The organism is Streptomyces sioyaensis (genome assembly GCF_004122735.1).
Classification (GTDB): domain Bacteria; phylum Actinomycetota; class Actinomycetes; order Streptomycetales; family Streptomycetaceae; genus Streptomyces; species Streptomyces sioyaensis.
Map to the genome: position 1 here is coordinate 25521 of NZ_SDIF01000013.1, position 24451 is coordinate 49971.

At 73.2% G+C, this 24451-nt stretch carries 17 protein-coding genes; 6 read left to right on the forward strand and 11 right to left on the reverse strand.

The window, feature by feature from the left end:
- Nucleotides 1-8 precede the first annotated feature (8 nt).
- Nucleotides 9-2486: a SpoIIE family protein phosphatase gene (locus EST54_RS07105; RefSeq protein WP_129246155.1), complete on the reverse strand. Its 2478-nt coding sequence runs from the start codon at nucleotides 2484-2486 to the stop codon at nucleotides 9-11.
- A gap of 129 nt (nucleotides 2487-2615) precedes the next feature.
- Nucleotides 2616-4247 carry a helix-turn-helix domain-containing protein gene (locus EST54_RS07110; RefSeq protein WP_167511499.1) on the reverse strand — a complete coding sequence of 544 codons (1632 nt, stop codon included), beginning with the start codon at nucleotides 4245-4247 and terminating at the stop codon, nucleotides 2616-2618.
- A gap of 315 nt (nucleotides 4248-4562) precedes the next feature.
- Between EST54_RS07110 and EST54_RS07115 the strand changes: the two genes are divergently transcribed.
- Nucleotides 4563-5390, forward strand: coding sequence for a COG4705 family protein (locus EST54_RS07115; protein WP_129246157.1), 828 nt, complete (start codon nucleotides 4563-4565; stop codon nucleotides 5388-5390).
- Here EST54_RS07115 and EST54_RS07120 read toward each other — a convergent pair.
- From EST54_RS07120 to EST54_RS07130, 3 genes are read right to left on the reverse strand one after another with little or no spacing between them, the layout of a single operon-like run.
- Nucleotides 5371-6732, reverse strand: a complete 1362-nt coding sequence (locus EST54_RS07120) for an ATP-binding protein (protein ID WP_129246159.1) — start codon at nucleotides 6730-6732, stop codon at nucleotides 5371-5373. The two genes, EST54_RS07115 and EST54_RS07120, sit on opposite strands and share 20 nt — an antisense overlap.
- The gene (locus EST54_RS07125) at nucleotides 6729-7409 is read right to left on the reverse strand and encodes a response regulator transcription factor (RefSeq protein ID WP_129246161.1); all 681 of its coding nucleotides are present in this window, start codon (nucleotides 7407-7409) and stop codon (nucleotides 6729-6731) included. The genes EST54_RS07120 and EST54_RS07125 overlap by 4 nt, the downstream gene beginning before the upstream one ends.
- Nucleotides 7410-7432: 23 nt before the next feature.
- Complete coding sequence (locus EST54_RS07130; protein WP_129246177.1) at nucleotides 7433-8581, reverse strand: acyltransferase family protein; 1149 nt, start codon at nucleotides 8579-8581, stop codon at nucleotides 7433-7435.
- An 810-nt stretch (nucleotides 8582-9391) separates the two neighbouring features.
- Here EST54_RS07130 and EST54_RS07135 point away from each other — a divergent pair.
- Both EST54_RS07135 and EST54_RS07140 read left to right on the forward strand, forming a co-directional pair.
- Entirely contained in the window at nucleotides 9392-10225 is an 834-nt protein-coding gene (locus EST54_RS07135; RefSeq protein WP_129246179.1) for an undecaprenyl-diphosphate phosphatase, read from the forward strand.
- 400 nt (nucleotides 10226-10625) lie between these two features.
- Nucleotides 10626-11927 (forward strand): DUF5685 family protein, encoded by a 1302-nt coding sequence (locus EST54_RS07140; protein WP_129246181.1) that lies wholly within the window; start codon nucleotides 10626-10628, stop codon nucleotides 11925-11927.
- A gap of 230 nt (nucleotides 11928-12157) precedes the next feature.
- Here EST54_RS07140 and EST54_RS07145 read toward each other — a convergent pair whose 3' ends face one another.
- Both EST54_RS07145 and EST54_RS07150 read right to left on the reverse strand, forming a co-directional pair.
- A complete protein-coding gene (locus EST54_RS07145; protein WP_129246183.1) occupies nucleotides 12158-12982 on the reverse strand; it encodes a hypothetical protein in 825 nt (274 codons plus the stop codon).
- The gene (locus EST54_RS07150) at nucleotides 12982-14256 is read right to left on the reverse strand and encodes a VWA domain-containing protein (protein ID WP_129246185.1); all 1275 of its coding nucleotides are present in this window, start codon (nucleotides 14254-14256) and stop codon (nucleotides 12982-12984) included. Before EST54_RS07150 ends, EST54_RS07145 begins: the two co-directional genes overlap by 1 nt.
- A gap of 486 nt (nucleotides 14257-14742) precedes the next feature.
- On the opposite strand from EST54_RS07150, the gene EST54_RS07155 reads away from it, so the two are divergent.
- The gene (locus tag EST54_RS07155; protein ID WP_129246187.1) at nucleotides 14743-15624 is read left to right on the forward strand and encodes a fumarylacetoacetate hydrolase family protein; all 882 of its coding nucleotides are present in this window, start codon (nucleotides 14743-14745) and stop codon (nucleotides 15622-15624) included.
- Here EST54_RS07155 and EST54_RS07160 read toward each other — a convergent pair.
- From EST54_RS07160 to EST54_RS07170, 3 genes are all read right to left on the reverse strand, one after another.
- Nucleotides 15603-16421: an IclR family transcriptional regulator gene (locus EST54_RS07160; RefSeq protein WP_129246189.1), complete on the reverse strand. Its 819-nt coding sequence runs from the start codon at nucleotides 16419-16421 to the stop codon at nucleotides 15603-15605. The two genes, EST54_RS07155 and EST54_RS07160, sit on opposite strands and share 22 nt — an antisense overlap.
- A gap of 426 nt (nucleotides 16422-16847) precedes the next feature.
- Nucleotides 16848-18026: a MalY/PatB family protein gene (locus EST54_RS07165; RefSeq protein ID WP_129246190.1), complete on the reverse strand. Its 1179-nt coding sequence runs from the start codon at nucleotides 18024-18026 to the stop codon at nucleotides 16848-16850.
- 84 nt (nucleotides 18027-18110) lie between these two features.
- Complete coding sequence (locus EST54_RS07170) at nucleotides 18111-20288, reverse strand: SpoIIE family protein phosphatase (protein WP_129246192.1); 2178 nt, start codon at nucleotides 20286-20288, stop codon at nucleotides 18111-18113.
- Nucleotides 20289-20679: 391 nt separating this feature from the next.
- Here EST54_RS07170 and EST54_RS07175 point away from each other — a divergent pair, with 391 nt between their 5' ends.
- Both EST54_RS07175 and EST54_RS07180 read left to right on the forward strand, forming a co-directional pair.
- Nucleotides 20680-21456 (forward strand): GNAT family N-acetyltransferase, encoded by a 777-nt coding sequence (locus EST54_RS07175; RefSeq protein ID WP_129246194.1) that lies wholly within the window; start codon nucleotides 20680-20682, stop codon nucleotides 21454-21456.
- Between the two features lie 92 nt (nucleotides 21457-21548).
- Nucleotides 21549-22661: a CapA family protein gene (locus tag EST54_RS07180; protein ID WP_129246197.1), complete on the forward strand. Its 1113-nt coding sequence runs from the start codon at nucleotides 21549-21551 to the stop codon at nucleotides 22659-22661.
- 14 nt (nucleotides 22662-22675) lie between these two features.
- On the opposite strand, the gene EST54_RS07185 is transcribed toward EST54_RS07180, so the two are convergent.
- Nucleotides 22676-24385, reverse strand: coding sequence for a cholesterol oxidase substrate-binding domain-containing protein (locus tag EST54_RS07185; RefSeq protein WP_129246198.1), 1710 nt, complete (start codon nucleotides 24383-24385; stop codon nucleotides 22676-22678).
- Nucleotides 24386-24451: the final 66 nt, after the last annotated feature.

Sequence of the window (24451 nt, forward strand, 5' to 3'; positions counted from 1 at the left end):
AGCGGGGCTCAGAGCGGTTCACCGGAGGCTTCGGAGCCGTCCGGCATGCTCTGTTCGGTCCAGATGATCTTGCCGGTCGGGGTGTAGCGGGTGCCCCATTGCCGGGTGAGCTGCGCGACGATGAACAGCCCGCGGCCGCCCTCGTCGGTGGTCCGGGCGTGCCGCAGCCGCGGCGAGGTGCTGCTGGTGTCGAAGACCTCGCAGATCAGGGCGTCCTGCCGGATCAGCCGCAGGGTGATCGGTCCGGCGGCATGGCGGATGGCGTTGGTGACCAGTTCGCTGACGATCAGCTCCGTGGTGAACAGCAGCTCGTCCATTCCCCACTCCGACAGCTGCTCGCCGGCGAGGGTACGGGCGCGGGCGACCTCCGCCGGGTCGGCGGGCAGCTCCCAGGAGGCGACCTGGTGCGCGCCCAGGGCGTGGGTCCGGGCCAGCAGCAGTGCGGCGTCGTCCGACGGCGGCCCGGTCATCAGGGCGTTGACCACGTTCCCGCCGATGTCCCGCAGCGCCGGTCCGGGGACCGCGAGGGCGGTGCTCAGCCGGGACAGCCCGACGCCGATGTCCCGGTCGCAGGTCTCGATCAGCCCGTTGGTGTAGAGCGCGATCAGGCTGCCCTCGGCCAGTTCCTGCTCGAAGGCCTCGAAGGGCAGCGTCCCGAGACCGAGCGGCGGTCCGGCCGGCAGGTCGGGGGAGTCGACGGTGCCGTCCGGACGGACGATCAGCGGCGGCAGATGCCCCGCGCGCGCCATGCTGCACCGCCGGCTGACCGGGTCGTACACGGCGTACAGACAGGTGGCCCCCATGAAGGTCGAGGCCACGCTCGCACTCCCGGCGTCCGCCGCCGGCTCGCTGCCGTGCGTCTTCACCAGGCCGATGACCAGGTCGTCCAGCCGGGCCAGCAGTTCATCGGGCGGCAGGTCCAGGTTGGCCAGCGTGCGGACGGCGGTGCGCAGCCGCCCCATCGTGGCCGCGGCGTTGAGGCCGTGTCCGACCACGTCCCCGACGACCAGGGCGACCCGCGCCCCGGACAGCGGAATCACATCGAACCAGTCGCCGCCCACCCCGCTCGGGGCGTCCGCCGGGAAGTACCACGACGCGACCTCCAGGGCGGAGCCGCCGGTCAGTTCGTGCGGCAGCAGGTTCTGCTGCATCACCCGCGCCGCGGTGCGCTCCCGGGTGAAGCGGCGTGCGTTGTCGACACACACGGCGGCCCGGGCGACCAGTTCCTCGGCCAGCCGTACGTCGTCCGCGACGAAGGGCCCCAGACGGCGGGACCGGAAGAACGTCGCCGCGCCCAGGGTGATGCCACGGGCCTGCACCGGCGCCACCATCACCGAGCGGAAGCCGAACTCACGGATCACCTCGGCCCGCGCCGCGTCCTCGGTGACCCAGACGCTGGTGGCGACGTCCAGCACCGGCTCCACCAGCGACTCGCCGGTGAGCAGACAGCGGGCGATGGGTGACGTGGGGGAGCGCCCGACGGCTTCCCCCACGGCCAGGCCGGCCTCCGGGCAGCCCTCGTGGACCGACTGCTGACCCGAGCGGCGCATGACGGGGGTGCTGTCGACCGGCCCGGGAACCGGTTCCCCGCCGCTGAGGACCGAATCCAGCAGATCGACGGCGACGAAGTCGGCGAGCGCCGGTACGGCGACATCGGCCAGTTCTTGTGCGGTCCGGGTGACGTCCAGCGTGCTGCCGATACGGACGCTGGCGTCGTTCAGCAGGGCCAGGCGTTCCTGGGCCCGCCAGCGCTCGGTGACATCGATGACCATGTACCAGATGCCGATGCGCCGGCCCTGCGAGTCCGACAGCCCGAAGAAGGACGCCGAGTAGGAGCGCTCCTGGGTGGGGTCGGCGTAGGTGGGGCTGCGGAATTCGTAATCCATGACCGGCTTCCCGGTCGTCAGCACCCGCCGCATCCGCTCGTCGAAGGCCTCGGCCTCCAGCGGTGGCAGCACCTCCGCCACCCTCCTCCCCAGCCGCCGGTCGAGGGGGATCAGCCGCTCCAGGGCGTCGTTCACCCAGACGTAGCGCAGCGCGGTGTCCAGCACGGCCATCCCGACCGGCGCATGCGCCAGGAACGGTTCGAGCACCAGCTGGTTCACCCCGCCGCCCGGCAGCCGCCACTCCTCCAGGGCGAGGACCGACCACCGCTCGTGGCCGGCACCGTCGAGGACGGGGGTGGCTTGGACCGCCAGCTGGAGATTGCGGCCGTCGCGGTGGCGTGCCGCCACCGATCCGCCCCAGCCGTCCGCGGCACGGCACCACCGGGCCACGGCGGCCACCCTCGCCTCATCGCCGGGTATCGCCAGCAGCTGTGTCGCGGGCCGGTTGAGGATCTCCTCGGCCCGGTAGCCCAGCAGCCGCTCCGCCGCCCGGGTCCAGGCGATGACCCGCCCCTGTCCGTCGAGTTCGGCGGTGGCTGCCTGTGCGAGGTCGCTTGCGCGATCCGGCCCACCTGGCGGGGCGTTGTCCGAGGTCATCATGGCGAACCTGTCTGCTCAATGGAGCAATATCGCCCATTTTAGGAGAATTGTGGACCACTGGGCGCGGTGCGCGGTACGGGCGGCGACGGGCCCGGTGCCGCCGGCGGGGCGCCCGCGCCGTGCTCCGCTTCAGCCGGCGGGCGGCAGCCGCAGCTGGAGCATCGCCAGCAGCCGCTGGTCCGGCCGGTTGAGGTCGAGGCCGGTCAGCTCCTCCGCCCGGCGGATCCGGTAGCGCAGCGTGTTGGGGTGCACATGCAGCTCGGCGGCGGCGGCCCGGACGTCGCCGAAGGCGTTCAGATAGGTCAGGACGGTCTCCGCCAACTGCCCCTGGTTCCGGCTGTCATGGGTGACCAGCGCGGTCAGCCGGGGGTCACGCATCTCGGGGTGCGCGTCGAGCAGCGCCAGCACCTCGCTGACGAGCACCTCCGCCTGGATGTCCGGCAGTGCGGCGACCGTGGTGGTGACGCCGACGGTCACCATGGCGTCGAGGATCCGGTCCGCCTCCCGGCGCGAGTCGGGCACCTCGCCGAGCCCCGGGACGATACAGCCGACGGAACCGCACAGCGACAGCCCCAGATGGAGGCGGGCGGCCTCGGTGATCGCCTGCGCCCAGCCACGGAGGGTGCCGGTGTCGATGCTGCGCGGCAGCTGCGGCAGCAGCACATAGATCCGCGCGTCGACCTGGGTGACCAGGGCACTGCGGTGCCGGGCCGCGGTGTGCACCGAGATCAGATTGCTCACCTCGGCGCGGGTCAGCTCCGGTGCGGCGGACTCGGCGGCCCCGCACGAGAAGCCCAGGACGGCGGCCGGGCGGGCCGCGTCCAGGGCCAGATGGCTCGCCAGCGGCTGGGGGCCGGTGCTGCCCTCCAGGAGGCCGGCCGCCAGCGTACGGGTCAGCGTCAGATCGGCGGAGAGCTCCCGGCGGCGGCGCACCAGATGCAGCGCGGCGACCCGGGCGGCGCCCAGCAGCGCCTGGTCCGAGTGCTCGGTCAGCGGTGCCGAGCCCTCCTGCACCCAGATCGTGCCCAGCTGCCGCTCGCCGGACCGGATGGCCACCGCGAGCCGGCGGCGGATCCCCAGCTCGGGGTGGCTGTCGATGCGGATCACCTCGTCGGAGGCGCGTAGCCGCTGGAACACCCCCCACTTCCGCAGCTGCCCCAGATACGCCTCCGGGCCCTGCCAGCCGAGGATGGACAGCCGCCGTAGATCGTCGACCTCGTCGGAGTCGGTGGAGCGGGAGTAGGCCAGCACACGGTTGGTGGTGTCCTCGATGCTGACGATGCCGCCGGTGAGTATCGCCGTGGTCTGGGCGAGCGCGAACAGATCGCCTTCCTCCAGCCCCTCGCCGTGACGTCCCTCCGGAGCGCTTTCGAGGGCCGCCCGGGCCAGCGCGTCCACCTGCTCCCAGCGCGCCTCGCCCCGTACGGACAGCAGCGCCACGCCCGCTTCGACGGCGGTCTCGGTGAGCGCCGCGGCCTGCCCGGGAGCGTCCAGCTTCACCGCGACGGCGGCGGCGCCGTCCCGTCCGCCGACCCGCAGCGCGGGGAACGCGGCGCGGCCCCGGGCGCCTATCGCGAGAATCAGCTCACCGGGGTGCGCCCGCGGCGGGTCCTCGGGGTCGAGCAGTGCCACGCTGCGGATCTCCACGTCCAGCCCGGCGGGCGCGGCCTGCAGCTCCACCAGGGGCTCGCCGAGCGACATCAGCAACTGGCGCAGGCTGATGCCCGTACGGGGCGGTGCGGCCGCGGCGGCTGGATCCATGAGTGGTGCCTCTGCTGGTTCGGGTGGCCTGGGCTCATCGGGCGGACGGCCCGCTCGCGGACGGATCCGGGCCCGTCGGTGTCAAGCAGCCGGCCGGCCCGAAAAAGAGCCGCCATCGCACGTATGAGCCACGCCGACAGTACTGATGCTATCCGCCGCGGCCGCCGGGGCCGCGGGGTGCGCGCGGCGGCTGCCGGCCGGGGCGCCCCGGCCGGCAGCCCCTCTGCTCCGCCCGCGGCGGCCCGCGGAACGGCGGCCGCGCGGACCGGAGCCGTTCAGGCAGCTTTCAGGTGGCCCCTGACAGCGTCCGGCAGCATGAGCACCGATACGGAAACCCACCTGCATCCCGCCGGGCCGCCCGCCCGGCACCGGCAGTCGATGCTGAACAAGGTCCCCGAGGTCACCGTCTACTTCTGGGTGATCAAGGTCTTGTGCACCACGGTCGGTGAGACCGCCGCCGACCTGCTCAACGAGAACCTCGGCATGGGCCTGACCAACACCTCGTACCTGATGGCCGGCCTGTTGGCCGTCGCCCTGGTCCTCCAATTCCGGGCGCGCGCCTACCGCGCCGGTCTGTACTGGCTCGCCGTGGTCCTGATCAGCGTGGTCGGCACGCTGATCAGCGACAACCTGACCGACAACCTCGGGGTGCCGCTGGAGACGACGACGGCGGTGTTCGCCGTGCTGCTGGCCCTGACCTTCGGCGCCTGGTACCTGAGCGAGCGGACGCTGTCGATCCACACCATCCGCACCCCGCGCCGGGAGGCCTTCTACTGGCTGGCGATCCTGTTCACCTTCGCGCTCGGCACCTCGGCGGGCGATCTGACCGCCGAGCGGCTGGACCTGGGGTACTGGTTCTCCGCCGTCGTCTTCGCCGCGCTGATCGCCGCCGTGGCGCTGGCCCGCTTCACCCTGGACTTCCACACCATCTGGGCGTTCTGGATCGCGTACGTGCTGACCCGGCCGCTCGGCGCCTCGATGGGGGACTACCTCTCCCAGCCGCGGCAGGACGGCGGTCTGGGCCTGGGCACCGTCGGCACCAGCATCCTGTTCCTGGCGGTGATCCTCGGGCTCGTCCTCTACCTCGTCCGCACGAAGCGGGACGTGGCCGAGAGCGGGGAGGTCAGCCCCCAGGAAGGGTGACCGCGAAACGTGCGCCGGGGCCGGCGGCGGCCAGCGTGAGATCGCCGCCGGCCGCGCGGGCCAGCCGCCGCGCCAGCGCCAGGCCGAGGCCCGCGCCGTCGTGCCCGTCCCCGGGGTCGGCGCGGCGGCCCGGTTCGAAGAGCGCGCCGCGGAACTCCTCGGGCACGCCGGGACCGTCGTCGCCGACGTACAGCGTGACCCGGACGGCGTCGGCCGTGCAGTGGAGCGTGACGGTGTGCGCGGCGTACCGGCGGGCGTTGTCCAAAAGGGGCATCAGGATCTGCTCCGCCACCGCCGCCGGTACGCCGACGGTCACCGGATCGCCGGTCACCGCCACGGCGGGTGCGCCGGGGTGGTCGGCCGCGAGGCGCCGGGCGAGTTCCTCCGCGAGAGCGGGGAAGCGGCAGCTGCCGGGGGTCAGCGTGCCGCGGGTACGGGCTTCGGAGAGCAGCACGTCACAGATCTGCCGCATGGTCGCGGCGGAGTGTGCGATGGTCCCGTGCGAGAGGTCCTGCTCGGCCGCGGTCCGCGGGCGCCGGGCCAGCCATTCGGTCTCCGCGATGATCCGGGCCAGCGGGGTACGCAGCTCATGGGAGAGCGCCGCGGCCTGGTGCTGCTCATGGCGCAGCACCGCGGCCAGCCGGTCCAGCAGGGCGTCGAGGCTCGTGGCGAACGCGGCGAGTTCGGCGGGCCGGCCGGCCGCGCCGAACCTCTCCGGGGCGCCGGCCTCGCTCCACCGGGTGGCCTGGTCGCTCATCTCGGCGACCGGCCGCAGGGCGCGCCGCACCACGAGCCGGGTGAGGAGGTAGACGGTGCCGAGCAGCAGCACCGCCAGCGCCAGGGAACCGGCCAGCGCGGTGTCCGCCGTGCTGCGGTAGGGGTCCAGGCTCACGGAGGCGACCACGGTGCCGGCCTGCCCGGGGCCGGAGGCGGCCGGCACCGGAAGGGCGTAGAGCCGCGTCGCGCCGGGCCCGCCGTCGGCGCCGACGGAGACGTCGGTGAACACCTCGTGCCGGCCGGCCAGTTGATCCGCCCGTTGTTGCAGTGCGGCGGGTGCGCCCGGCGGCCCTTCCTTGATCCGCCGGCCCTGGTAGATCCACACGCCGGAGTCCAGCGCCTGGTCCTGGGCGGGCTCATGGACCACCAGCCGCCCGTCCGGCCGGGCCTCCACGGTGGTCGCCACGGCCTCCGCCCGGGTGCGCAGCACCTCGTCCGCCTGCTCATGCAGCCGCTTGTCCAGCGCGAGGTTGAAGGCCGCGGTCAGGACGGCGACCCACACCGCGCCGGTGATCAGCGCCATCAGGGCGAGCCGACCGCGCAGGGTGCGCTGGGGGCGCCTCATGCGAAGCGGTATCCGATGCCGCGGACCGTGTCGATGCCCCGCGGGCTGCCCGCCTCGCGCAGCTTGCGGCGCAACCGCCACAGATACTGGTCCAGTGTGTTGTCACTGACCTGTGCGCCCTCCGGCCAGCCCGCGCGCAGCAGGGCCCGGCGGCGGACGACGGACCCGGGGTCCGCCATGAGGCAGGCCAGCAGCCGGAATTCGGTGGGCGTCAGGGCGACCGTCTCCCCGTGCACGGTCAGTTGGTACCGCACCGGGTCCAGCCGCAGCGCCCCGTCGCCGCCGACGAGGCCGCCGTCCGCACCCCCGCGGCGACGCAGCACCGCCCGGATGCGGGCCACCAGCTCGCTGAGGTGAAACGGCTTGGCGAGGTAGTCGTCGCCTCCGGAGGCGAAACCGGCGAGCCGGTCGGTGAGATTGGTGTGCACGGTAAGGAAGATCACCGGGACGGTGACGCCCGCCCCCCGCATCGCCTGGCAGACGTCCCGCCCGTCGGAGTCCGGCAGCCCGACATCGAGCACCACCGCGTCCACCGACGCGTCGACGGTGCGCAGCGCCGCCGCGCCGTCGGCGGCGGTCACCACGTCGAACTCCTCGTCGCGCAGGCCGCGGGCCAGTACGTCGCGCAGGCCGTGGTCGTCCTCGACGACCAGAATGCGGGGAGCGGTCCTCGTCATTCAGCTTCGCCCTTTCTGCCGGGTCATGTCGTACGGCCCGGCGCCGCGCCGAGCCGGGGTTCTGCCCGGAACGCCCAGCGCATCTTCGGCTCCATGGCGAAACGGAAGACCCGCTGCACCGGCGGGGTGCACAGCAGGGTCACCACCGCGCCGGCGAGCAGGGTGACGACGACGGCGCCCCAGGGTGTGTGGATCCAGTCGGCGTCGTACCAGTCCCACCAGCGGGAGCCCTTGGCGAGGAAGCCGTGCAGCAGATAGCCGTAGAGGGTGCCGGCGCCCAGTGCGGTGCACCACGCCCGGCGGCCCGGAACCCAGGCCAGGAAGCAGGCCGTGAGCACCAGCGAGCAGCCGAACATGGCCAGTTGCATCAGGACGCCGCACCACCACGGCACGCCCAGCTTCTGTGCGCTGTCGGTGTGGTAGAACCACGCGTCGTTCATCCGCGGCACGGCCCAGTACGCGAAGGTCAGCGCCCCCGCGAAGACGGGCACCGCCGCGAGCCGCACCGGCCAGCAGCGCAGGCGGTTGAAGTGCTCCGCCTTCAGGCGCATGCCGAGGACGAAGAACGGCAGGAACTGCAGCACCCGCTGCAGATCCAGATCGCTGCCCAGATCCGACACGGAGGCCGCCGCGGCGATCGCGAGGGCCAGCGGCACCGGCCACCGCACGATCCGCCACAGCGGCGCGGTGAGCCGCCAGATGAACAGGGCGACCAGGAACCAGGTGAGGAACCAGGGGTCGGCCAGGCTGACCGAGAAGCTGGGGATGTCGCCGGCCGCGTAACGGAACAGCGCATAGGCCGTCTGGAAAAGGAGATAGGGGACGGCGACGCCGGTGATCAGCCGTTGCAGCCGGTCGCGGCGCATATCGAAACTGCGCGAGAAATAACCGGAGATGACGGTGAAAGCGGGCATGTGGAAGGCGAACACGAAGATGTACAGCGCGGCCGCACTCCGACTGGTGGCATAGAGCGGCTCCCAGGCATGGCCGATTGCCACCAGCACGATGGCCAGATATTTCGCGTTGTCGAAGAATGCGTCCCGCGGCTTTTCCGGGGCGGGCGGCGTCTTGTCGCCCGGGGTGTCGGCGGACGCGGGCGCGGGGGCGGCGGGCCGTGCGGGCGCCGGGCGGCCGGTGGCCGGGGGGTGAACGGAGCGGGAAGCGAGGCTCACGACACGGCCTCCCAGCAATCAGTGGGCCGTCGCGGCCTTCTCGCCATGGTGGTGGGGGCGATGGCCGTACTGATCATGGTGAGCGGCATCCTGGCTCCTCTTGTGGGCTGATCTTGTGGGCTGAGGGGAATGGTGCGGCACCCTACGAGGAGTTGCTGTGAAGTGCTCCGGATGTGAGCGTGCGGGGGCCGGTGGCCCACAATGCTGGGTGGCTCCTCGCCTCCGGCGGGCCCGCGGGGTCTCAGGAGCCCGTGCCCGGCCAGGGCGGGGTGCGCGCCGCTGGTCGTCTACAGTGTTGTAGACCATTGGGTGGCACTGTAGACGCCCGGGGGCGCGGGACGCACCCCGGCTCCCTACGGGAGGGACTGACCGCATGGCTGTGTGCCTCGCCGCGCGCGCCCGGCTCGCCGCCGGTCAGGGGCACCGTGCGGCCGCACCGGGCCCCGGCGGCCGGCCGGCGCCCCGGCCCGCCGTGGTGACCCTTCTCTCCCCGGTGCCGCCGCCGCTCACCGCCGTGCGCCGCTCCTCCCGCCCCGCCGGGCCGGCTCCGCGGCGGACCGTGGAGTCAGTTTTTTCGGCCGGACGGCGCAACCCCCAGTACAGTCACCTCACCGATCTGTGTGCCGGGACATACCTGTGTGCAGGCGACGCCGGAGTCACCCCTGGGACCCGCCCCGGCCGAGCCGGGAACGTCGCCGACGACGCCGATGCCACCGGGTCCCCGGCGCACACCCGGCCGCACCGCCCCACGCCCAGCCCACCGCGGCGCACCCGCGCCCGCCGTCCGCACCGTTCCCAGAAATGGATCCCATGAGCGCCATCAGCATCGGCCAGGCCGTCGTCCTCGGAGCCGTCGAGGGGGTGACGGAATTCCTCCCGGTCTCCTCCACCGGTCACCTCAAGATCGCCGAGGGTCTGATGGGAATCCCCGTCGACGACACGGCCGTCGTCGGCTTCTCCGCGGTCATCCAGGTCGGCGCGATCGCCGCGGCACTCGTCTACTTCTTCAAGGACATCGTGCGCATCGTGGGCGCGTGGTTCCGGGGCCTGCGCAACCGCGAGGAGCGCTACCACCACGACTACAAGTTCGCCTGGTGGGTGATCTACGCCACCATCCCGATCGTCGTCGTCGGCCTGGCCGCCAAGCCCCTGATCGAGGGCCCGCTCGCCTCCCTCTGGGTGGTGGCCGGCTCACTGATCATCGGCAGCGGGGTGATGTGGGCGGCGGACCAGATGGGCCGGCACAAGCGCGGTGAGGACGACACCTCGCTCAAGGACGCCATGTGGGTCGGCTGCTCGCAGATCCTCGCCCTCCTCTTCCCCGGCTTCTCCCGCTCCGGCGCGACCATGTCCACCGCCCTCATCCTCGACCTCGAACGTGTCGCGGCCACCCGGCTGTCGTTCTTCCTCGGCATCCCGGCCCTGACCGGTGCCGGCATCTACGAGCTCAAGGACGCCATCGGCAGCGGCGCCGCCGTCGCACCGCTGGCCATCGGCACCGTCGTCTCCTTCGCCGTCGCCTACGCCTCGATCTCCTGGCTGCTGAAGTTCGTGGCCAAGCACTCCTTCAACTCCTTCGTCATCTACCGGATCCTGGTCGGCGCCCTGCTCTTCGGCCTGCTGGGCATGGGCATCCTCAGCTGACGACCGCCCGGCTGCCCGCCGGGGCGGGGGCCCGGCTTCGACGGATCGCGAATCCGGTTGAACACTCCCGCGGCACGCTCCGTACTCAAGGGTGCGCCGAGGGATTTTCCCCGATTCCCGGCCCGGCCCGGCCTGCCTGTGGACCAGGGCCCCGCGGTTGCTCCGCCTCGCCCTCCCCTGGCGGGGCGGAGCGGCCGCGGCACTTCCGGGCCGAGCCCGGCCCCCCCGTTCGCGCGGCCCGTCCGTCCGCGGTGTCTTGACGTCCCGTCAGTTCCGTCCGCACCCGCACCGGGGGCGTGTGTCCAGGTCAACGGCACACTCGCTACGCTTTTGCATGGTCGGCCAGGCCTGCCGCACCGGCTCAGGCCGTGCCCTGCCGACGTCTTACGGGGGTTTCCACATGTTCGGAATCGTCAGGCCCTGCACCCATCGGCTGTCCCAAGGGCTCAAGGCCGAGTGGATGGCCCACCTGTGCGGGCTCTGTCTCGCCCTGCGCGGCGACCACGGGCAGTTCGCCCGGGTCGTCACGAACTATGACGGGCTGATCGTCTCCGTGCTGACGGACGCCCAGTCCGGCCCCGCTCAGGCACCGCGCCGTACCGCCGGGCCCTGCCCGCTGCGCGGGATGCGGACCGCCTCGGTGGCGAAGGGGGAGGGCGCACGACTGGCGGCGTCGGTGTCCCTGGTGCTCGCCTCGGCGAAGATACGCGACCATGTCGCCGACCGGAACGGACTGCTGCGCCGCCGGCCGGTGGCCGCCGCCGCCCGCAAGGTCGCCGCGGGCTGGGACCGGGCCGGGGCGCGCACCGGCGCCGCCCTCGGCTTCGACACCGCGCTGCTCGTCGACGCGGTCGACCGGCAGCTGGGCATCGAGGAACTGGCCGGCCCCGGCACCCCGTTGACGGTCATCACCGAACCCACCGAAACGGCGACGGCCGCCGCCTTCGCCCACACCGCGGTGCTGGCGGGCCGGCCGGGCAACGCCGCGCCACTGGCCGAGGCGGGCCGGCTCTTCGGACGGCTGGCCCACCTCCTCGACGCCGTGGAGGACCGCGCGGCGGACGCCGCCGAGGGGGCCTGGAACCCGCTCACCGCCACCGGCGCCACCCCTGCCCAGGCCCGCCGGCTGTGCGAGGACGCCCTGCACGGCATCCGACTCGCGCTGCGCGAGGTGGAGTTCAGCGACTCCAAGCTGGTGCATGTGCTGCTGGTCCATGAGCTGCGCCGGTCGGTGGACCGCGCCTTCGGGACGGCCGCCTGCTCCCACCAGGGGCACCAAGCGCCGGGGCCGTACGACGGTCAGGGCCCGGGCCCGTACGGGAACGGATACGGCGGGCCGCCCCCGTACGGCCAGGCACCGGCCGCCGGTGGCCCCTACGTCCACGGTCAGCAGCTGAACGGCCCGCAGCACGCGCACGGCGGCGGTCCGGTGCCGCCCGGGGGTCCGGGCGGCGGTTACGGGGGAGGCCCGGGCGGCGGGGGTGGCGGGATGCCGCACTTCCCGCATCAGCCGAAGAAGCCCCGGGGCTTCTTCGCCGGCTGCGCGGTCGCCATCGGACTGTGCTGCACCTGCAAGCTCTGCTGTGCGGAGGAGTACGAGGGCCCGTGGTCGCGGAAGAAGCGCGAGGGGTGCTGCCAGGACTGCGACTGCTGCGACTGCAACTGCGACTGCTGTGACTGCTGCAGCTGCTGCGACTGCTGACGCCTGGCCTCTGGCTCCTGGCCCCTGGTCGTTGGCCGCTGGCCCTGACGGGGCGCTGCCGCCCGGTTGACCCCGTGGAAACGCGGCCGGGACCTGGCCTGGGCGCGGCCGGGGATCCTGGCCTGGGCGCAGCCGTCACACCGGCCCAAGTGTGGACATGGCCCCGGCCGTTGGGGGCCATGCCGCCAGCCGTCGGGCGGCCATGACCGTGCCATGGCCGCCCCGTTCGGTCAGGCGCCCGGTGGGATCCGTGACGGGCGGCCCGAGCCCCGGGTCAGCCGGTACCCGTAGATCCCGGCGAGGGCCGCGAGCAGTCCGCCCGCCGCCGTCCAGATCCAGCGGTCGGACCACCAGCCGGAGGACCAGCCGCCGTCCGGCTCGCTCATGGCCGCGGGCCGTGCGGCCGGGCTCTCCTTGTCCTGCGGTGTGGCGGTGGAGGCGCCGGGCACCAGGGGCGCGGCGAGCGTGCCGTCCACCGCCCGGGCGCCGCCGGTGTCGGCCGTGGTGGCGTCGACCTCGGCGTGTAGCGGCAGACCGAGGTCGTCCTTCGACAGATCGACCACCGTCAGCCGTATGTAATAGCTGCCCGGCAGCGGGTCGTTGGCCCAGGGTTCCGCCCAGGCACGGACCGTGCGCAGCGTGCAGGACAGCTCGACCGAGCCGGTGTCCTTCGCGGCCGCCCTGGTCTGGGCGCCGTAGGTGCAGGCCTGGCGTCGGCGCAGCCCGTCGTAGACATCGAGCTGCCAGGTGGCCGCGCCGTGCCGGGCGGCCTGCGGCAGGGTCACCTTGGCCTTGACGGTGGCGCGCTGTCCGGCGTCCACGGGCAGCACCCAGTAGAGGTAGTCACCGGTGGAGGCGCTGGCGGTGGCCGGCTGGTCCGGCCTGATGGCGGTCGCCGTACGGAAGGAGGTGCCGGCCTCGGTCGGCGCGGCCGCCTCCGCCCCGGCACTGCCGCTCGGCGAGGGGGACGGGCTGTCGGCGAGGGCGGTGCCCGCCATGCCGAAGAGGCCGGCGCTCGCCAGTACGGCGGTCATCAGCGTGCGTACGGTACGCATCAGTTGGTCCTCCAGACGGTGACGCGCCAACGGGAGATCCAGCCCCACAGCAGACCGGCCACCAGCCCGGACAGGGCCAGGGTGATCAGCAGCCACCAGCCGTGGCCGAGCCCGAAGAAGGCGGCGTCGGAGGCGTCGGAGGGGCCGTCCACCAGGTCGACGGTCAGCTCGACCGGCAGGCCGGGGTCGGTCTTGACCGAGGCGCGTGCCGAGAAGGAGTTGCTGACCTGGAGACAGACGGTCTCCGCCGCGGGCGCGTCCTCGTCCGCGCCCTCGCTGGGCGCCTTCGGATAGCGCAGCCCGGAGGAGATCACATCCGTACGGCCGTTGCCCGCCTCCGAGCCGCGGACGATCTCCCGGCCGTGTACGGTCGAGGCCCGCAGCAGGACCCCGTAGTCGTTGTTGACCGCCCGGTCGGCGGCGACGCTGACCGACGCACGCAGCTCCTGGCCGGGCCGGACGTCGACCCGGTACCAGCGGTGCTCGGCGAACTTCTCGCGGTCGCTGTAGAGACCGGGCTTGAGCTTGGGGGCGCCGGTGCAGTCCGCCGCCCCCTCGGTCGCCTCGGGAGTGACCACCGGATGGGCCGCCCGGTCCACCAACTGGTGTACGCGGTCCCGGAGTTGCTTGGTGTGCTCCACCGAGGTGTAGGTACCGCCGGTCGCCTCGGCGATACAGCTCAGCTGGTTGCGGGTCTTGGCGTCCGGCAGCAGCCCGAGGGTGTCGACGGTGAGATGGATGCCCTTGGCGGCGATGTCCCGCGCCACCTGGCAGGGGTCGAGCGGGGCACAGGTGTCCTCGCCGTCCGTGATGAGGACGATCCGGCGGCTCGCGTCGCCGCCCTTGAGGTCGTCGGCCGCGCCCAGCAGGGCGGGCCCGATGGGCGTCCAGCCGGTGGGGGTGAGCGTCGCCACCGCGGTCTTCGCCTCGGTCCGGTCGAGCGGCCCCACCGGGTAGAGCTGCCGGGTGTCCTTGCAGCCGACCTTCCGGTCCTCGCCGCGGTAGTTGGCGCCGAGGGTACGGATGCCCAGCCGGACGTCGTCCGGCACCGCGTCCAGCACCTCGTTGAAGGCCTGCTTGGCCGCGGCCATCCGGCTCTGCCCGTCGATGTCGCGGGCCCGCATCGAGCCGCTGACGTCGAGGGTCAACTCGACCTTGGGAGAAGAGTCCGCATCCGGTTCACCGGCGGCGAGGGCGGGTGTGGGGAGAAGCGCGACGGTCATCGCGGCGAGCAGGCCGCACACCCCGGCCGCCAGCCGTTTTCTTGTGATCATCGACGGATCGTATGGAGAAACGTCGCGCAGTCCAAAACGGTTGTCGGGGCGGGGGCGGCAACAAGCCGGTGGGCGGTAACGACCCGGCGGGCACGGGGCGGTGGCCGATCCGGCGCGCCCGCGGGCCGGGAGCGCGCCCCCGGCCGGCCCCCTCCCGGGCGGCGCGCCCGCTCGTCCCATACGACCTGCTGCCGACGAAAGCGCATCGGCCATTGCGGTCGGCGCACGGTCTCGCTTACCGTCGGCACACCGCCTCCCACCGATTGCCCACATGTCCCAACCAGTGGGACCCGATGCGGTGTTGAAGGAGGAGAACATGGCAAGGAAGGTCACACGGCAGGGGCCGGCATGACGGACCGGGCGGCGCCCGCCCCCGATGACGGAAGACCCTTGATCCGGGGCGTCGTTTGTCCGGTACTCCATCCCCTTGAGCAGACCGCCCTGCCGTGCCCGCGGCGGGGCGCCGCATCGCCCTGGAGCTCACCCATGCATCTGGCCACCCTCACCCATCAGGGGCGCCGCAGGCTCGTCGGCCGGCTCGCGCCGCAGCACCCCTGGCGGCTGGCGCCGCCCTCCGTCACCCTGGCGGAGGTCATCGCCGGCGGCGCCCTGCCCTGGTCCTGGAGCGAACTGCCGATCGGCACCGACCCGGTGCCGGCCCTGCCCTACCGGCCGGGCGCGCTGTACGGCGTCGGCCCGAACTACCCGGAACGCCTCACGGAAATGGGCTGGGAACGGCCCACCGAGCCCGTCCTCTTCCCCAAGCTCTCCTCCAGTGTCATCGGCAGCGGCGAGGCGATCGTCTTCGACCCGGACCTGACCCAACGCGTCGACTGGGAAACCGAGTTGGCCGTCGTCATCGGCAGTGAGGCCCGCCGGGTGCCCGAGGCGGACGCGCTGCGGTACGTCTTCGGCTACACCGTCGCCAACGACATCTCCGCCCGTGACCTGCAGGAGCGCGACGGGCAGTGGATGCGAGGCAAGGGCCTGGACACCTTCTGCCCCTTGGGGCCCGTGGTCGTCACCGCCGACGAGATCCCCGACCCGCACCGGCTGCGGATCCGTACCCGGGTCAACGGCGAGACGGTGCAGGACGGTACGACGGCCGACATGGTCTTCCGCATCCCCGCGCTGATCGCCTACCTCAGCCGGTTCTTCACCCTGCGGGCGGGCGACGTGGTGCTGACCGGAACCCCGGCCGGCTGCGGCGACTTCATGCGGCCGCCGCGCGCCCTGCGGCCGGGTGATGTGCTGGAGTCGGAAGTGGAGGGGATCGGGTGCCTGGTCAACCCGGTGCGGGGCGGTGCGCGCGACGGCACCGGGGCCGGGGCCGACAGCCCGGGATATCAGGAAGCGGCCGGCAGATAGCCGAGATCGTAGGAGAGTTCCCGGCACACCTCGGCCACCAGCGGCCCGTACGCCGGAATCAGCGGCCCCATCCGCTCGGCCACCCCGGCCACGCTGATGCAGGCGACCGGCATCCCCGTGTGGTCATGGACGGCGGCGCCGCAGCAGCAGCTCGACTCGTCGAAGTCCCGCAGGTCCTGGGACCAGCCGCGCTCCCGGGTGCGCTCGATCTCGGCATGCAGATCCGAGACCGTGGCCGCGGTCACCGGTGACAGCGGGTCACGGACCAGCTCGATCAGGGTGTCCTCCAACTTCTGCTGCGGCAGCGCCGCCAGATAGGCGCGGCCCAGCGAGGTGGAGTGCAGCGGGCGGGCCGCGCCCAGCTCCGCGGTCACCGTGGCCGGCCGGGTACCGCGCTCACGATGGACGAACACCATGGTCAGGCCGTTGGGCACCCCGAGGCTGACGGTTTCCTGGGTGAGTTCACCGAGCTTGCGCAGCGCGGGCGCGGCCGCATCCCGCAGCGTGGTCGAAGCCACCGCCGCGGACGCCAGCCGTACCGCCGCCGGCCCCAACTGCCACCGGGCGGTGGCCGGGGCCTGCGCCAGCCAGCCCTGTTCCTGCAACCGGTCGACCAGCCGGTACGCCGTACTGCGGGTCAGCCCCAGGGCCTGGGCGATGTCCGCGGTGGAGATGCCGCGGTGGCGCGCCACATGGGTCAGGATCGCCAGCCCCCTGTCCAGTGCGCCGGCCGCCCGCTCGCCCGCACCCCCGCCGCCGGATGCCCGGCCGGACTCCGGCGTCACTGCCTTGCTCATTGTCGCCTTCGGCCCTTCCCGGTTCCTGCTGTGCATCCGACTCGCCGGTGACCCTAGCCAGCCAATTCCGGCCCTGTCACTGGGACTTCTGCCGCACTTATGGCAATTACGGCATTCAACTAACCCACTGAACGAGATTCTGTCCCAATGGGTGGGACTGTCAAGTGGTGTGGAGGGGAGGGGAATTCTGTGCCGCACGGCGGGAGCGCGGACAGGGGGTGCCCTGCATGGCGAGTGGCGAGTGGCGAGTGGCGAGTGATGAGTGACCACTGGCCGGTGACGCGTGACGAGCGCCGGACGCGCCGCCGGACGTGCCGTCGGACGCCCCGCCGGACGTGCCGTCGGACGCCCCGCCGGACGAGGACGGAATCCGCAGCCGGCCCGTCACGGCGTCAGGTGACCGCCACGGCCGGGCCCGCCGCGGTGTCAGGCGACCGCCACGGCCATCCGCCGGACGGCCTCGGTGAGCACGTCGGGAGAGGTCGCCAGGTTGAGCCGCAGATGGCCGGCGCCGCCGGTGCCGAAGAGCGGACCGGAGCTGAGCGCCACCCTGCCGCGGTCGAGGAAGACCGCGGCGGGGTCGTCGCCGAGGCCGAGCCGGCGGCAGTCGAGCCAGGCGAGGAACGTCCCCGCGGCCGGCCGGTAGCGGATCCCGGGCAGCCGCTCGGCCAGCAGGCCGGCCAGCAGCCGCCGGTTGTCGTCGAGTCCGCCGCGCAGCGCGTCGAGCCAGTCGCCGCCGTCCCGCAGCGCGGCGGTGTGGGCCAGGATGCCGACGTGGCTGGGGCCGTGGCTGACCTCTTCCGGGAGGCGGGCCAGGTCGTCGGCAGCGGCGGGTCCGGCGACGGCGAGGGCGGCCTTGAGACCGGCCAGGTTCCACGCCTTGGACGCCGACATCAGCGACAGACCGCCCTCCGCCCCGGGCACGCTCAGATAGGGCACGAAGGTGGCGTCGAGAGCCACCACCGGCGCATGGATCTCGTCGGCGACGACCCGTACGCCGTACCGGTCCGCCAGCGCCGCCACCGCCGCCAGTTCCTCGGCGCTGTGCACCGTGCCGGTGGGATTGTGCGGACTGCACAGCAGATACGCGGCGCGGCCCCCGCCCGCGGCGGCGTGCCGGAAGGCCTCCTCCAGTACGGCGAAGTCGATCCGCAGGTCCTCGCCCAGCGGCGCCTCCACCACGCGCCGGTCCATGTGCGTCACGAACTGGTAGAACGGCGGATAGACGGGGCAGTTGACCACCACCGGGTCTCCCGGGCCGGTGACCAGCTTGAGCATCTCGACGACGCCCAGCATGACATCGGGCACGATCGCCGTACGCTCCACGGCGAGCCCGGTCCAGCCCCAGCGCGCCCGGGCGAAGTCGGCCAGGGCGCGGGCGTAGGCCGTCCCCGCCGGGTAGCCGGTGTCGCCGCGGGCCACCGCCTCCGTGATCGCCTGCACGACCGGGTCGGCGAGCGGCACATCCATCTCCGCCACCCACAGGGGCAGCACGTCGGCCGGGTAGGTGCGCCACTTCATGCTGGTACGCAGCCGCAGCTCGTCGAGGGTGAGCCGGCGCAGCGGGTCGGGGTGGTCAACGGCGTCGCGGGGCGCTTGGTCCATGAGGCCAAAATAGGCACGATCCGTCCGACTCGGCAGGGGAGCGGCACGAGCGGTCCGTCGGCGCGGTCGCCACCGGAGCGGGGTTCAGACGGCGGTGAGGACCAGAGCGGCCTGGTCATCGGGGGTGGAGGGCCCCGCGAAGGCGGTCACCGCGGCATTGACCGCTGCGATGAGGCCGGCGGCACCGGAGGAGTCGGCCCTCATCAGGGCGTCGGTCAGCCGGTGCTCGTCGAAGAACTCGCCGGTGGTCGAGCGCGCCTCGGTGATGCCGTCGGTGACCAGGACCAGGCTGTCGCCCGGAGACAGCTCGACCCGGCACGGGGAGCCGTCGAATTCCGGGCCGACCCCCAGGAGCAGGCCCGACTGGGCGAGTTGTTCGACGGTGCCGTCGGTGCGGCGGACGAGCGGGGGGACATGGCCGGCGCGCAGCAGCTCCAGCGTGAGCGGGGAGGTGCCGGGCAGCAGCTCTCCGTAGACGAGCGAGACGAAGTGGTCCGCGCTGACCGAACTGCCGGCCAGCGCGTCGTCGATGGCGCGGACCACGGCCGCCGGGTCGTGCAGCAGACGCGCGGCGGCGCGTGCGGTGTGGCGGACCATGCCGGTGGTGGTGGCGGCGGCCGCGCCGCGGCCGCACACGTCGCCGATCATCACCGCCCAGCGGTCACCGGGGAGCGGGAAGACGTCGTAGAAGTCGCCGCCGACATCGAGCCCTTCGCCGGCCGGGTGGTAGGACGCCGCCAGCTCGGCGCCGGGAATCCGGGGCAGCTCCGGAGGGAGCAGGCCGGCCTGCAGTTCACGGGCGAGCTGGACGCGGTCGGAGAACTGGCGGGCGTTGTCGGCACTGACGGCGGCCCGGCTGGCCAGCTCCTCGGCGAGGGCGACGATGTGGCCGTCCAGCGGCCGGCCGGTGGCCAGCAGGGTCAGCACGCCGAAGGTGCGGCCGCGGGTGGCCAGCGGTACGCAGACGTAACCGGTGGTGCCGGGGATCCCGGAGCGGGCGCCGCGGGCGGCGCCGGAGTGGTCCGTCTCCGAGTGGCCGGAGGCCAGGACGTGCGCCACCGCCTCGTCGACCCGGTCGCGTACGGCGGGGAAGGCGAGGAGATCCTCGTCGGAGCGGGTGGTGGCGGCGACGGCGATCCGCCGGGTCCGGCCGTCCTCCAGCACATGGACGGTGCACAGCGGCGCCAGGGTCGGCACGGTCAGCCGGGCCAGGCCCTGCAGGCAGTCGGTGAAGTGCGGCTCGCGGGTGATGGCGGTGCTGGCGTCCAGCACGAAGGCCAGGTCCTCCCGGGCCTCCTTCTCCCGGTCCTGGGCGGCGCGGCTCGCCTCCTTGGCCTGGTGGCGCTCGATGGCCAGGGCCGCGATACGGGCGAACGCCGAGCTGAGGGTCACGTCCTTGTCGTTGGGGGCCTTGGGGGTGCGGTGGTACATCGCAAAGGTGCCCAGCAGCCGGCCGGACGCGCCCATGATCGGGGTGGACCAGCACGCCGCGACCCCGGCCTGCTCGGCCAGCTCGCGGTAGTCCTCCCACAGCGGGTCGGTGGCGATATCGGCGACGATCACCGGCCTCCGCAGAAAGGCGGCCGTACCGCACGACCCCACGCGCTCACCGATGGCGATGCCGTCGACCGCCGCGTTGTAGAAGGCGGGCAGGCTCGGGCCGGTGCCGTGCCGCAGATGCCGGCCGTCGGCATCGGCGAGCAGCACCGAGACGATCATGTTCGGCGACAGCTCCTCGATCGCCAGCGCCATACCGGTCAGGATCTCGCTCAGCGGGGCGTCCCGCGCGATCCGCTCCAGCAGGACGCGCTGCTCGGCCGCGAGAAGCTGGGCGTGGTGGAACGTGGTGGTCTCCACCGCGATCACGAGCACCCCGTCGACCCGGCCGACCGGGTCCCGGCGCGGCTCGTAGGTGAAGTCGAAGAACCCCTCCCGCTGCGCCCCTGGCGCACCCAGCACCAGCCGTCCGGCGCGGGCCCGATACGGGGTGCCGGTCCGGTACACGGTGTCGAGGCGGTCGAGGACGCCCTGCGCGGCCAGCTCCGGGATCAGCTCACCGAGCGGCACACCGATGCGGCTGCGGTCGCCTCCGATCGCCTCGAAGAACGCCGGATTGGCCGCCTCCAGCAGATGGTGCGGGCCGCTCAGCGCAGCGAAGATCACCGGCGCCTGATCGAAGAGGTCCTCGTACTCCTCGCTCCGCAGAGGCGGGGACCTGGGGTGCGCGGTGACCGCGTCGAGACGGTCCGAATCCAGGGACATGACATGCCCTCTCTTACTCACACCGACACGCGGTCGAGTCACCTCCCACTGTGTCACACCGCCGCCCGGAGTCCAGGCCGCATCTGCGCTGGTCACCGTGCGAATCCGGTCGGCGACACATGGCGCAGGGGGCCGAAGGCGGGGCACGGGGTGCCGGGAGAGGGCAGGAGCCGCGCGGGCTCCGGGGCGGTGGGGTCCGTTCGGTGTATCCACCTCCCGCCTCGGCCTGGATGGCGCCTGAAATGTTCTGGTGCTCCCGTACTGTCCTGGTGGCCGGACCGTCCTCGCGGTCGGTGCCACCGTCCCGTGGCGCCGGTGAGGTCGTCCGGCAGCTCACCGCGCGGTGCGGAGGCTCCGTCCGGGCCGCTCGCGACATCCGAGGAACTCCCTGTTGATCGAACTTGCCCCGGACCAACTCCCCGCTCTCACCCGCTGGTTCGCCGCCGGCGCCCCGGGGACGGCCGCGCTGCCCGAACATGTGCGGGCCACCGGAACCGGCCGCTGGTGGGCCGACCGCGCCGTCGAGCCCCGCACCGTGGCCGTGGCCTGCGCCGGCCATGTGCTGCTCCGCGGCGATCCGAGCGCGCTGGCCCCCGATGCCCTCGCGGTCTTCGACGCGCACTACGTACGGGCGGCCGGCTGCTTCCTGCCGGCGCTGGGCAGCGCCTTCGGGCTGATCGTGCCGTGGGAGCGGATGCTCTTCGTGCACCGGGTGCCGGCGGCGGTGCCGCGCCCGCCGCACGGCGTGACGGTACGCAGACTGGCACCCGAGGACGCGCCGGCGCTGACCGCCCTCACCGCGGACGCGGCGTGGATCCACGCCGGCTGGGGCGGCCCCGCCGGGCTCGCCGCCTCCGGACTCGGCTGGGCGGCCCGTTACCGGGGCCGGATGCTCGCCGTCGCCTGCACCTACGTCCACGGCACCGCGTACGAGGACGTCGCCTGCTTCACCGACCCCGCCCACCGTCGCCGGGGCCTGGCCCTGGCCTGTGTGACCGCCCTGTGCCGGGACATCGCCGCCCGCGGCCACACCCCCAGCTGGACCTGCTCCCGCGACCACCGCCCCAGCCGGCTCCTCGCCTGGACCGCCGGCTTCCGGCTGCGGCACGAGTACGTGCACTACTTCACCGGACAGCCGGCCCACCAGGGTGCCGGGCTCCCCGTCTGACCACCCGGCCGCACGGCACCTAGGCCCGGAGCCGGGGGAGCCGGGAGCCCGCCCGCCGAGAAACCCCGGCCGTCCCGGCCTAACCTGGGGGAATGGGCGGTGACTTGCTCACGCTGTTCCTCTGCGGTGACGTCATGCTGGGCCGTGGCGTCGACCAGATCCTGCCGCATCCCGGAGACCCGGCACTGCGCGAGGGCTACTCCCGGGACGCCCGTGACTACGTCGCGCTGGCGGAGGCGGCGAACGGCCCCGTGCCCCGTCCGACCGCCTTCTCCTGGCCGTGGGGCGAGGCGCTGCCGGTGCTCGACGAGGCGGCGCCCGCCGCCCGGGTGCTCAATCTGGAAACCAGCGTCACCCGGCACTCCGACTTCGCACCCGACAAGGCGATCCACTACCGGATGAACCCGGCGAACCTGCCGTGCCTGGCCGCCGCCCGCCCGGACGTCTGCGTCCTCGCCAACAACCACGTCCTCGACTTCGGCCGCCGCGGCCTGGCGGAGACCCTCGCCACGCTGGCGGAGGCGGGGCTGCGGACGGCCGGTGCCGGCGCGGACGACGCTGCCGCGAGCCGCCCGGCGATCGTCCCCGTCGGGGGCGGCCGTCGGGTCCTGGTCTTCTCGTTCGGGATGCCGTCCAGCGGCATCCCCGGCACCTGGGCCGCGACCGGGGACCGGTCCGGGGTCGCCTTCGTGGCCGGGCCCTCACGGGCCGCCGCATCCGGCATCGCCGACCGGATACGGCAGCTGAAGCAGCCGGGCGACATCGCGGTGGCCTCCGTGCACTGGGGTTCCAACTGGGGCTATCACGTGCCCCGCGACCAGGCCGCCTTCGCACACGTCCTCCTTGACGGCGGGGTGGATGTCGTCCACGGGCACTCCTCGCACCACCCCCGGGCCCTGGAGGCGTACCGCGGCAAGCTGGTGATCCACGGGTGCGGCGACCTCATCGACGACTACGAGGGCATCACCGGCTACGAGCATTACCGGGACGACCTGCGGCTGCTCTACCTCGTCTCGGTGGACCCGGACACCGGCCGGCTGCACGAGCTGCGGATCGTCCCGCTGCAGTCCCGGCAGATGCGGCTGCGGCCCGCCTCCGCGGACGACTCCCGCTGGCTGCGCACCCTCCTGGACTCGATCGGCTCCGGCTTCGCCCCGTGCACCGCCGCCGGGCCCTCGGGCGGGCTCACCCTCCGCCCCACCTAGGGGGCGTCCGCGGGTCAGGGCAGCAGGGTGTCGAGGAAGGCGTTGGAGAACACCCGCCCCGGGTCGTAGGAGTTCAGTTTCTCCCCGGCCGTGTGCCAGTCGCCGAAGGCGGCCGGCACGGTGCCGCCCAGTACGGCGGGGTCCGTCCACGGCCCGCCGTCCGTATAGGCCCAGCCCTTGGACCACTCGGGCCGCACCGTCGCATAGGAACCGGTGTAGTTCTGCCAGATCCACTGCTCCAGTTCACGGAAGAAGGGACCGGCGCCGGGCGTGCCGGGATAGGTGGCGAAGTCGAGCCACACCACGGTGTCCCACTCGGGGTGGTCCGGATGGGCCCGCGCCGGGGACAGGAGCGGACCGTCGGCCGGGTCCGTAGCGGTGATCCGCAGCTCGATCGGGCCGTTGACGGGGTACGAGCCGCGGCTCTGGTGCGCGGTGAGCACGCTCTGGTAGCGGGCGTAGAACTCATGCACCACCCGCTGCACGTTCGCCCGGGACGTCAGCACCGCCCAGCCCGCTTCGACGATCCGCAGCGTCGTGGGTTCGACGTACAGCAGGCTGTTCTTCGACCAGCCCCAGACGTCCCAGGTGCCGGTGACGATCAGCCCGGACCCGACGATGGACATCGCGAGCTTGGTGAACGCGGGGGTCTTGTCGCCCCCGCCCGCGGCGATCTCCCCGAGCAGCTTCGACATGTCCTCGGTGACGCGGTTGGCGAAGGTGTAGGCGTAGGGAGCGTCGAGCTGCTTGGCGAACAGCGGTTTGGACGGTGCCACGCTCCACACCTTCAGCCACGGCACATCGGTGAACGGGAACCAGATCGCCTCGATCCGCCCGGTGCGGTCCACGTAGGAGGCCAGGGTGCGCCCGCCGGTGCCGGGCGGTCCGAAGACGGTGGCGACGTTCACGTCGTACCAATTCTGGCAGCGGATCCGGGTGTTGGCTGCGGCGGTCATCGTCACCTCGGTGACGAAGGCGCGCCCCAGGTGCACGAGGAAGGCGCGGATATCCGGGTCGCTGCGGGTGAAGGTCTTGAGGACATAGCGGCCTTCGGGCGCGCTCCACACCACGGCGGTGAGCGAGCTGACCTGGGAACTCAGCGTGCCGAAGCCGGAGCCCGCGGGCGGGTTCTCGGTGGCGGTGGGCACACCGGTGCCGTGCCCGCCGATGGCGAGCACCCCGCCGATGGTGAGGTCGCCCGGAGCGGTGGTCGTGGCCAGGCCGAGCCCCGACTCCTCCAGGCGGGCGAGGATGGCGTCGAGGGTGGCCCCCGCCTGCGCGGTCACGCTGCCGGGGCTGCCTGGGCTGCCGGGGCGCACGCTGACCGCCGTGAGGTGGGAGGTGGTGTCGACGAGCACCGTACGGTCGGTGTCGGCCCCGGCGGGGATCACCAGCGGTGACCAGGTGTGGCCCTTGCCGCGGGCGCGGAGCCGGTAGCCGTGCTGATGGGCCCAGTTCGCGAGGGTGACGACGTCGTCGGGCGTGCGGGCCGACGCGGTCCAGACGTTCTCGACCACGATCTCCAGCGACCAGTTCCGGAAGGCCTGCTGGGCGAGCGGAATGCCGGCCGGAAAGTCCGGCGGAGGGGTGCTGGTGGCCGCGGCGCTGCCCGCGGGGATGCGGTATACGGGGCGTAACCCCGCCGCCGCGGCGAACCCCGCGGCGGCCCCGCCCAGGAGCGTACGGCGGGTGAGGGAGTTCCTTCGAGCGCTGTCGTCGGACATGGCTGTCCTCCCGGCACGCGGCTCGCGGCGTGCCGCCCCGCTGCACCGCGTACGCGTCGTAGGGGT

What these genes read in the sequence shown, in the direction of transcription:
- EST54_RS07105 (WP_129246155.1), bottom strand. Translation starts at nt 2,486, where the DNA reads ATGATGACCTCGGACAACGCCCCGCCAGGTGGGCCGGATCGCGCAAGC.
- EST54_RS07135 (WP_129246179.1), top strand. Translation starts at nt 9,392, where the DNA reads ATGAGCGCCATCAGCATCGGCCAGGCCGTCGTCCTCGGAGCCGTCGAG.
- EST54_RS07165 (WP_129246190.1), bottom strand. Translation starts at nt 18,026, where the DNA reads ATGGACCAAGCGCCCCGCGACGCCGTTGACCACCCCGACCCGCTGCGC.
- EST54_RS07110 (WP_167511499.1), bottom strand. Translation starts at nt 4,247, where the DNA reads ATGGATCCAGCCGCCGCGGCCGCACCGCCCCGTACGGGCATCAGCCTG.
- EST54_RS07125 (WP_129246161.1), bottom strand. Translation starts at nt 7,409, where the DNA reads ATGACGAGGACCGCTCCCCGCATTCTGGTCGTCGAGGACGACCACGGC.
- EST54_RS07145 (WP_129246183.1), bottom strand. Translation starts at nt 12,982, where the DNA reads ATGCGTACCGTACGCACGCTGATGACCGCCGTACTGGCGAGCGCCGGC.
- EST54_RS07155 (WP_129246187.1), top strand. Translation starts at nt 14,743, where the DNA reads ATGCATCTGGCCACCCTCACCCATCAGGGGCGCCGCAGGCTCGTCGGC.
- EST54_RS07160 (WP_129246189.1), bottom strand. Translation starts at nt 16,421, where the DNA reads ATGAGCAAGGCAGTGACGCCGGAGTCCGGCCGGGCATCCGGCGGCGGG.
- EST54_RS07170 (WP_129246192.1), bottom strand. Translation starts at nt 20,288, where the DNA reads ATGTCCCTGGATTCGGACCGTCTCGACGCGGTCACCGCGCACCCCAGG.
- EST54_RS07150 (WP_129246185.1), bottom strand. Translation starts at nt 14,256, where the DNA reads ATGATCACAAGAAAACGGCTGGCGGCCGGGGTGTGCGGCCTGCTCGCC.
- EST54_RS07120 (WP_129246159.1), bottom strand. Translation starts at nt 6,732, where the DNA reads ATGAGGCGCCCCCAGCGCACCCTGCGCGGTCGGCTCGCCCTGATGGCG.
- EST54_RS07115 (WP_129246157.1), top strand. Translation starts at nt 4,563, where the DNA reads ATGAGCACCGATACGGAAACCCACCTGCATCCCGCCGGGCCGCCCGCC.
- EST54_RS07140 (WP_129246181.1), top strand. Translation starts at nt 10,626, where the DNA reads ATGTTCGGAATCGTCAGGCCCTGCACCCATCGGCTGTCCCAAGGGCTC.
- EST54_RS07185 (WP_129246198.1), bottom strand. Translation starts at nt 24,385, where the DNA reads ATGTCCGACGACAGCGCTCGAAGGAACTCCCTCACCCGCCGTACGCTC.
- EST54_RS07180 (WP_129246197.1), top strand. Translation starts at nt 21,549, where the DNA reads ATGGGCGGTGACTTGCTCACGCTGTTCCTCTGCGGTGACGTCATGCTG.